Origin of the sequence: Nocardia aurantia (assembly GCF_009604425.1) — a bacterium.
GTDB lineage: Bacteria > Actinomycetota > Actinomycetes > Mycobacteriales > Mycobacteriaceae > Nocardia > Nocardia aurantia.
On sequence record NZ_WEGI01000033.1, the window covers coordinates 1 to 8285 of the forward strand.

An 8285-nucleotide genomic window follows, 5' to 3' on the forward strand; every position below is an offset into this window, starting at 1 on the left:
CGCCCAGGGCCACAGCTCCCGGGTCGACACACGGTCAACCCCGCCGAAAGGGGTGGGGACTTTTACACGGCCACCAGCGGTGACCTACACGTGGCCACCAGCGGAGACTTTCTCATGGCCAGGGACATCACCCATATCGACGAAGGGTTGGATTTCCTCGGGTGGCGCATCCAGCGTCACCGCAAACGAGGCACCCGCCAGTATCACATCTATACGTATCCGTCGAAGAAGGCCGTGCTGGCCGTGCAGCGGAAACTGAAGACGATCCGGCGGGCGGTCGAACCGAACCAGCCGCTCGATGACCTGCTGCGCCGCGTGAACGCGACGACGCGGGGATGGTGCGGCTATTTCCGGCCCGGTGCTTCATCGGCGACCTTCGCCTATCTGAACCACTATCTGTGGCAGACGGTGTGGCGTTGGCTGCGGCGCAAACACCGGAAAGCGACCTGGAAACAGTTGCGTCACCGCTATTGCGGTGGCGGCTGGTGGCCGGCCGGTGAGCATCGGGACCTGATCGACCTCGAGAAGATCGGGACGTCCCGCTATCGCTATCGCGGGGCGAACATCCCCACTCCCTGGCCGGACAAGGACGAGGAAAACCGCGCTGCCTGAACGGGTTTCGTGGAGAGCCCGGTGCATTGAAAGGTGCACGCCGGGTTCGGGAAGCGGTCCGGGAAAACGGAACAACCGGCAACAGTTGTCACCGCGTCCCGGGCCGACTTTCACCGACCCGCGACACCGGTGATCGTCGGATTCATCGACGAATACCGCCAGGTCTACGGCGTCGAGTCGATCTGCCGCGCACTGTCCGCGCACGGAGTGCAGATCGCGCCCAGGACCTACCGCAAAGCCCGCCACCGGCCACCGTCACACCGCGACATCGCAGATGCCCACGTGGAGAACACGTTACGCGATCTCGACGGTAAGCCGGAACAGATGTACGGGCGCCGCAAGATGACCCGCTACCTACGCCGCCGAGGCCATGACGTCGCGTTCTGCACCGTCGACCGGATCATGCGCGAATTGAGGCTCAACGGTGCCGTGCGAGGCCGCAGGCACCGCACCACCATCCCGGCCGAGAACGGGATACGCGCCGGCGACAAGCTCAACCGCGACTTCACCGCCGCGGCCCCGGACCGGGTCTGGGTGGCGGACTTCACCTACGTCTCGACCTGGACCGGGTGGGCCTATGTGGCGTTCGTGTTCGACGCCTACTCCCGGGCGATCGTCGGCTGGACCACCGCGGCCACGAAAACGGCCGCGCTGGTGTCCAAAGCACTCAACGTGGCCGTGTGGCGCCGCGGGCACTACGGGCACCCGGTCGAGCCCGGCCTGATCCATCACAGCGATGCAGGCAGTCAATACGTTTCCGTATCCTTCACTGAATCGCTTGCTCTGCAAGGACTCTCGGCATCAATAGGGTCAGTTGGGGACGCTTACGACAATGCCCTGGCCGAATCCATCATCGGCCTGTTCAAAACCGAGGTGGTCAACCGGCACGGCCCGTTCAAAACCCTCGCCGAGGTCGAATTCGCCCTCATGGAATGGGCCGACTGGTACAACAACGCCCGCCTGCACTCCCGGCTGGACTACCTCACCCCCACCGAATACGAGACCGCGTACTACGCTCAACAACCACCACGCCGACCGGCGCTGGTCTGACACCGAAGCCGGTCCCCAACCCGTGACGGTTCAGTCCGGTGATTCGGAGAAAGCGGCGTGTCGTTGATCATGGTCGGCAACCAGCGGCGTTACGCCGTCGCCTAATCGTTCGCCCCTAACCGGACGCGCGGCGGAAACCGAAAGTGTGGCTGGTGGAAGATGTCCATTACCCAAATCAGCGGGTTCGGGGTTCGAGTCCCTGATGGCGCACAGTTAACCTCCCTCTTCGGAGGGGTTTTTCTTTATCTACCCGCGGAAGCAGGTGGGCGGGGTTCCTGCTGGTTTTCTCCTAGCGCCCCTTTGATTTTCGTCGTTTCCCGGGCTTTTCAGGTGCATAACCACGTGCCAGATCAGGATCGGCCGATGCCGCGCGGACCGGTTCGGGAGCCGGTTTAGGCGTCAGCGGGCTGCCGGTGCCGGCCGACGCCTGACTCGCCGTTGCCACACCCAGCCAGAATCAACCCCGCCCTACCTGTCGCCGGCAGTGATCGACGTCCCTGCGGTGATACCGGACAGCCCTGGTCGGCCCAACGATGCATGTCAGTGCCACCAGCTACTGTTGATCGCTATTAGCGATGCGACGAGCAGAGGAGGGGAATCATGGCCGGTCGGCTGACCCTGTCGTGGGTCAACAAGGACCAAGCTCTCGTGCCGGAAGGCCAAGGACGCTACAGCTGGGTCGACCGGGACGATCCCCGGATGACCGAGGTCCGGTTACTCCACAGGGCTGGCGGCCACAGCGACGGCTCTCCTGCCGACGTAGACAACCTCCTGATTCAGGGCGACAGCTACGACGCCCTGCACGCGCTCGTTAAGACCCCTGAGTTCGCCACGCGCTACCGCGGCAAGGTCAAGATGGTATACATCGATCCGCCGTTCAACACCGGGCAGGCGTTCGAGCACTATCAGGACTCGCTGGAGCACTCGATCTGGCTGGGCATGATGCGCGAACGACTGCTCCTGATCCGCGAGCTTCTCGCCCCCGACGGCTCGGTCTGGGTGCACCTCGATGATGCCGAGATGGCCTACTGCAAGGTCCTTTTGGACGAGATCTTCGGCCGGGGAAACTTCATCGCGAACGTCATCTGGCAGAAAATTCACGCCCGCAACAATTCGGCCCAGCACTTCTCAACCGTCCATGACTACATCCTGGTCTACGCAAAGGACAAGGATGAGCTGGAAGTCGGCCGCGTTGATCGAACGGAACTGAGCGACTCAGACTTCTGGAACCCAGACAACGACCCTCGCGGCCGTTGGCGACGCTCCGACCTTACTGCCTCGCATTCCTACGAAGACGGACGATACGAAGTAACCGGCCCCCACGGCGACGTCTTCAGCCCCCGCGGCAACCGCTGGTGGGCATGCTCGAAGGAAACGTTCGAGTCCCTCCGTGCGGACGACCGCCTGTGGTGGGGAAAGACCGGCCGGACCTTCCCCTTCCGGAAGCGCTTCGAGTCCGAGCTGGGCGGCCTGGTGCCAAACACCTTCTGGACCCATGATGAGGTCGGCGACAACCGCCAGGCCAAGGCTGAGATGGCCAAGCTGTTCGGGCGAGATGCGATCTTCTCGACGCCCAAACCCGAGAAGCTACTGCAGCGGATCCTGTCGATCGGCTCGAAGCCCGGCGATATCGTGCTCGATTGCTTCGCCGGCTCCGGCACGACTGCCGCCGTCGCACACAAGATGGGCCGCCGTTGGGTTACCGTCGAACTGTCTCCACAAACAGTCGCGACCTTCACCCGTCCAAGAATCGAGAAGGTCATCGACGAGGTCGCAATTGACTCCGACACTCTCGAATCGGTTTCCGAGTCAGTGCCTGCCGGTAACGGCTACAGCTGCTTGGAAGTCGGTCCGTCGCTCTACACCGTCGTCGAAGGCCGTCTCCTACTTGCCGAGTGGGCCAAGGGAGATGAGTTCGCCCAAGCCGTAGCCACACAGCTCGGCTTCACCTTCGAACCGCAGCAGCCGTTTGCCGGCCGCAAAGGACGAACCAGGCTTGCTGTTCTCGACGGCGTCGCCGATGAGGTAGTCATCCGTGCGATCGTCGAACGACTCAGCGAGGGTGAGCGACTCGTAGTCGTCGCCAAGGCTGTAGCACCCGGAACAGCCGAGGTGCTGAGGGAGATCAGTAGTGGATCGCGGCTGTTGAAGGCGCCGCGGGATCTTGTTTCTCAGGGGAGGATTGTTCGATGACGTGGTTGCCGTATGACGGCGCCCTGGTAGAAGAGATCACTGCTCGGATGGATCTTCGGCGCCCCAACGCAATCGGGCTGTCGAAGGTTGCCGAGGCAATCCAGGACGGTGATGGGCGGGAGGTTGTCTGCGACCTCGCCACCGGTGTCGGCAAGACCTACCTTGCCGCCGGCCTGACTGACTACGTGGCGGTTCAAGGCGTTCGGAACGTCCTCATCGTGACACCCGGCACCACCATCCAGAACAAGACCATCGACAACTTCACCCCTGGAAGCCCGAAGTTCGTCTCCGGCGCAGAGATTCAGCCTCTTCTCATCACCTCCGACAACTTCTCCCGCGGCCAGGTTGGCGACGCCCTCCATGACAACACCATCCTGAAGCTGTTCGTCTTCAACGTGCAGCAGCTGACGAAACCCACCATCAAGACGTCGAAGAAGACGCGCGAGATCGACGAATTCATCGGTCAGGGCCTCTATGACCACCTCCGGGAAGCCGACGACCTGGTTATCATCGCCGATGAGCACCACGTCTACCGCGAGAAGGCCAAGGCATTCGGCGCCGCCATTCGAGACCTGAACCCTCGCGCCCTGATTGGCCTTACCGCCACGCCGGACGAAGCCGACCGCGACAAGGTGGTCTACCAGTACACCTTGGCCGACGCCATTGCGGATGGCCTCGTCAAGACGCCGGTCATCGTGTACCGCGAGGATGGGCAGAAAGACATTGAGACCCAGCTGGCCGATGCCTGCCGTCTTCGTGATCGAAAGGAAATGGTCTGGCACGGGTGGGCTGCCCAGAACGACAAGCCGAAGATCAGCCCTGTGCTGTTCGTCGTTTGCCAGGACATCAAAGACGCCGAGCACGTCGCGAAACTCCTTGCCCAGGACAGCAACCTGCCTGATCCCGGTCAAGTCCTCCTCATCACTAGTCAGTCCAGTGACAAGGCCTTGGCCGAGCTGGCAGCCGTTGAGTCCCCCGACTCGGCGGTCCGTGCCGTGGTGAGTGTCAACATGCTCAAAGAAGGCTGGGACGTCAAGAACATCGGCGTGATCGTCGGCTACCGTGCGCTGGCCTCGGCCACCCTGACGGAGCAGGTGCTCGGCCGCGGCCTGCGGCTGCCCTTCGGCTCTCGAGTCAGTGTTCCGGCAATAGACCACGTCGAACTCGTCGCCCACGATTCGTACCGAAAGCTGTTGGCCAACAAGGATGCGCTGCTCGAACACCTTGCGCCACCGGTACCAGAACCGGCTCCGAATCCTCCGGCACCCGGGCAACCGCCTCTGCCCTTCGATCAGTTCCAGCCGCAGCCGTCGCACTCGGAGATCGAGCAGAACGGCGAGCTGCACCTTGTTGGGCCGGCTCAAATCAAGGACGGCGAGCAGGTCGACGGATCCGAGTTTCTGATCCTGTCGTCGATGGAAGCCGCCGACGAGCAGCTGAATAAGGACCAGGCCGCAGCAAGTCGGGTGCTATACAAGGCCGACGGCGCTCCTTCGATCACGTTCCCGCGGCGGGAACGTGAACAGCTGCCAGTCAGTTTCTCCCTCAGCTTCGTCGAGAATTCCCAGGCACAGGCCATCGGCGCGACCTTCACCCACGAGTTCCCAGTACACCTGAAACGCCAGGCGCTCGAAGCACACCGGGATGTGCGGGGCCAGGCCGTCGTGCGCACCCAGCAACTGGCCGATGCCGACGCCACCCAGAAGTACGTGCCCGTCGCAGCAGTCCGCCGCGACATCGAAGACCGAATCCTGGATCTCGGCCTGGTACCGCAGGAACTCTCCGAGCTCAACGCCACCCACCGAATCGCCCGAGAATTCCTGCTTGGCGCCGGCGTCACCGAAGACGACGACGAGGCACTCTGGAGCGAGCGACGGACGGACCAGGCCGTGGCCGCCATCGAGTCCCTGATCAAAGACGCCTACAACAACCGGCGCCTGCACCCGAAGTGGACGTACACGACTGTCGAAGTCCCCATCCGCCGTCCCATGCCCACCGATACGGCCGGCCGCTGGGACAAGTTCATCAAACGGAAGTGGTACGGGCCCTGGGAACACTCAATCCAGCCGTATGCACAGTTCGACGCTGCCTCCACCGAGTTCACAATGGCCCAGATATTCGACAGCAGCCAGTCCGGCGTGCAGTGGTGGCTTCGCATCTACGAACCTGGCGAGGTCTGGATCGAGCGCGACAACGGCAAGAAGTACTACCCCGACTTCATCGTGCTCGACAAGCAGGGCGTCTATTGGGTAGTTGAAGGCAAGTCCGACAAAGACGCCGGTCACAGCGACGTACTCGACAAGAAGAAGGCCGCCGAGGAGTGGGCACGGTTCGTCCGGGATGACGGGCGGTTTGGCACCTGGAGGTACCTGTTTGTCACCGAGACCATGCTCGGGCAGGCAAAGACCTGGCCGGAACTCATCGTGAAGGCCAAGCCAGAGATGTAGGCGACGAGTAGCGGCAGGCCCTCCCGCCTGCCGCTAATCAGAACGGTCTTCGTGCCTGAACGAGGCTGGAAGATGACCGTCCTGCCACAGGCCGCCCCAGACGTGGCGGCGCTCGGCGTCGTCCACACTGATCGACGGCAGCCGCTGGCCTCTGGGCGGGCGAGCCGTCGCGGATCTGGCCGGAGCAGGGTGGCCAATGATGCAGGAGGGCGTCGACACATAGATAGCCAAGTGGTTAGCTATCTAGGCCGTCACTGGTTCCGAGACCACCTCGGCGATGCTGGTCGCCACCGGCTCCACGGCGTCCACCGCTCGGTGGTGGAGCACCAGCTGGTGGCCACATTTCGCGGACCGAGTCTTCAGCCACGTGCTCGCGATGTACCCAGAGGCGCTGAATCGGCGACAGCGGCCGAGGCTGAGGTGATGCGCCGAACGCCGGCTGCAGCGCCCGACCGGCTACCCGACAACATCCCCGCAGCACTCATCAGCCCACCCGACGGCCATGGCTTGGCGGACACGCGTACCGGCGGGCCCGTCGCGGTCGTGATGCCGAGGGCCTTCTACGCAGTTCAGACAGGCTGCTGAGGTTCCCCCGCTTATCCGGAGAGCGGATTGTCAGGTTCCTGCGGGAACCTGTTGATGGTAGCTGGCTTCGTATTCCGCCGGTGAGCGCCAGCCGAGTTTCTTCTGGATGCGCTGGGTGTTGTACCAGCCGTCGATATAAGCGAACAGGGCGTTCTCGGCGTCTTCTCTTGTCCGCCAACTGTTCCGGTACACCAGCTCGGTCTTCAGCGTGGAGAAGAAGTTCTCCATCAAGGCGTTGTCGTAACTGTCGCCGACCGACCCCATCGACTGTGCTATCCCGTTGTCCGCCAACCGATTCGCGAATCTGATCGCGGTATAGGTCGACCCGCGGTCGGAATGATGGACCAGTTGCCCGTCGCGCACGTCACGGGTCCACACCGCGTATTCCAGCGCGCCGAGCACCAGTTCGGTGTCGCACCGGTCCGAGCATTTCCAGCCCACGATCCGATTCGAGAACGCGTCGCGGACCGCGGCCAGCCAGAACACGCCCTCACCACACACGATGCGGGTGGCGTCGGCCACCCACAACCGATCCGGCCTATCGGCGGTGAAGTCCCGGTGGACCAGGTCCGGGGCCGGGGTCGCCCGCGGATCCTGCCGGGTCGAGCCCAGCCGCCACTTCTTGCGCAGGAACGCCCCCTGCAGTCCGGCGCCGCGCATCAGCCGCTCGACTCGTTTGCGGCCGACCGAGATCCCCCGCCGGGCCAGCATCGCGTGGACCCTCGGTGACCCGTAGGTTCCGCCGGAACTGGTATGGATGTCGACGATCTCGGCCAGCAGATCCTGATCGGCCAGCCGCCGCGCGGACGGTGCCTGGGCCTGCTGAAGCCAGCCGTAATACGTCGAGGACGCGATGCCCAGAACCCGTAGTACGAGCTCGACCGGGTGCTGCGGATGTTCGCTGACGAACGCCACGATCACCGCCGGGTCCCGCCGAGCTCCGAGGCGAAATACGCACTCGCATCACGTAATACAGCATTGACCCGTTCGAGCTCGGCGACCCGTTTCTTCAAAGCCCGGTTCTCCGCCAGCATGTCGGTCGTCGGCTTGCCGTCGCGTTCGCCGGCATCGGCCTCGGCCTGGCGGATCCAGTTCCGCAATGCCTCGTGGTGAACCCCGAGTTGCGCGGCGAGCTTCCGCACTGTCGGTTTCGGGTCGGACTCCCGATACAGGCGGACCGCCCGCGCCTTCAACTCATCGGGGTACTTCTTCGGTGCTGCCACGAATGACTCCTTCCGGCCCTATCGGACCACACACAGAGCCCTCCGAGAAAGCGGGGGTTCCTCTGTGTTTGTCAAGCCGCCGGAGATGTGGTCGCCGTAGTCTTGGCGGTGGCGGGTTCCGGAAGTGACTTGTCCGAAGTGCCGATCGACGGGGTTGGGTCGGCCGCGCAGGATT

The 8285-nt window shown here is 63.4% G+C and carries 6 protein-coding genes; 4 read left to right on the plus strand and 2 right to left on the minus strand.

Annotation, left to right across the window (positions count from 1 at the left end; all coding sequences use genetic code 11):
- Positions 1-114 precede the first annotated feature (114 nt).
- From NRB56_RS37970 to NRB56_RS37985, 4 genes are all read left to right on the plus strand, one after another.
- Entirely contained in the window at positions 115-612 is a 498-nt protein-coding gene (locus NRB56_RS37970) for a group II intron maturase-specific domain-containing protein (protein WP_227838689.1), read from the plus strand.
- A gap of 33 nt (positions 613-645) precedes the next feature.
- A complete protein-coding gene (locus tag NRB56_RS37975) occupies positions 646-1662 on the plus strand; it encodes an IS3 family transposase (RefSeq protein WP_153349219.1) in 1017 nt (338 codons plus the stop codon).
- 600 nt (positions 1663-2262) lie between these two features.
- Positions 2263-3855: a site-specific DNA-methyltransferase gene (locus NRB56_RS37980; protein ID WP_153349220.1), complete on the plus strand. Its 1593-nt coding sequence runs from the start codon at positions 2263-2265 to the stop codon at positions 3853-3855.
- Complete coding sequence (locus NRB56_RS37985; protein WP_153349221.1) at positions 3852-6302, plus strand: DEAD/DEAH box helicase; 2451 nt, start codon at positions 3852-3854, stop codon at positions 6300-6302. The genes NRB56_RS37980 and NRB56_RS37985 overlap by 4 nt, the downstream gene beginning before the upstream one ends.
- A gap of 615 nt (positions 6303-6917) precedes the next feature.
- On the opposite strand, the gene NRB56_RS37990 is transcribed toward NRB56_RS37985, so the two are convergent.
- Both NRB56_RS37990 and NRB56_RS37995 read right to left on the minus strand, forming a co-directional pair.
- Positions 6918-7808 carry an IS3 family transposase gene (locus NRB56_RS37990; protein ID WP_153349222.1) on the minus strand — a complete coding sequence of 297 codons (891 nt, stop codon included), beginning with the start codon at positions 7806-7808 and terminating at the stop codon, positions 6918-6920.
- Positions 7805-8110, minus strand: a complete 306-nt coding sequence (locus tag NRB56_RS37995; RefSeq protein WP_153349223.1) for a transposase — start codon at positions 8108-8110, stop codon at positions 7805-7807. Before NRB56_RS37995 ends, NRB56_RS37990 begins: the two co-directional genes overlap by 4 nt.
- Positions 8111-8285: the final 175 nt, after the last annotated feature.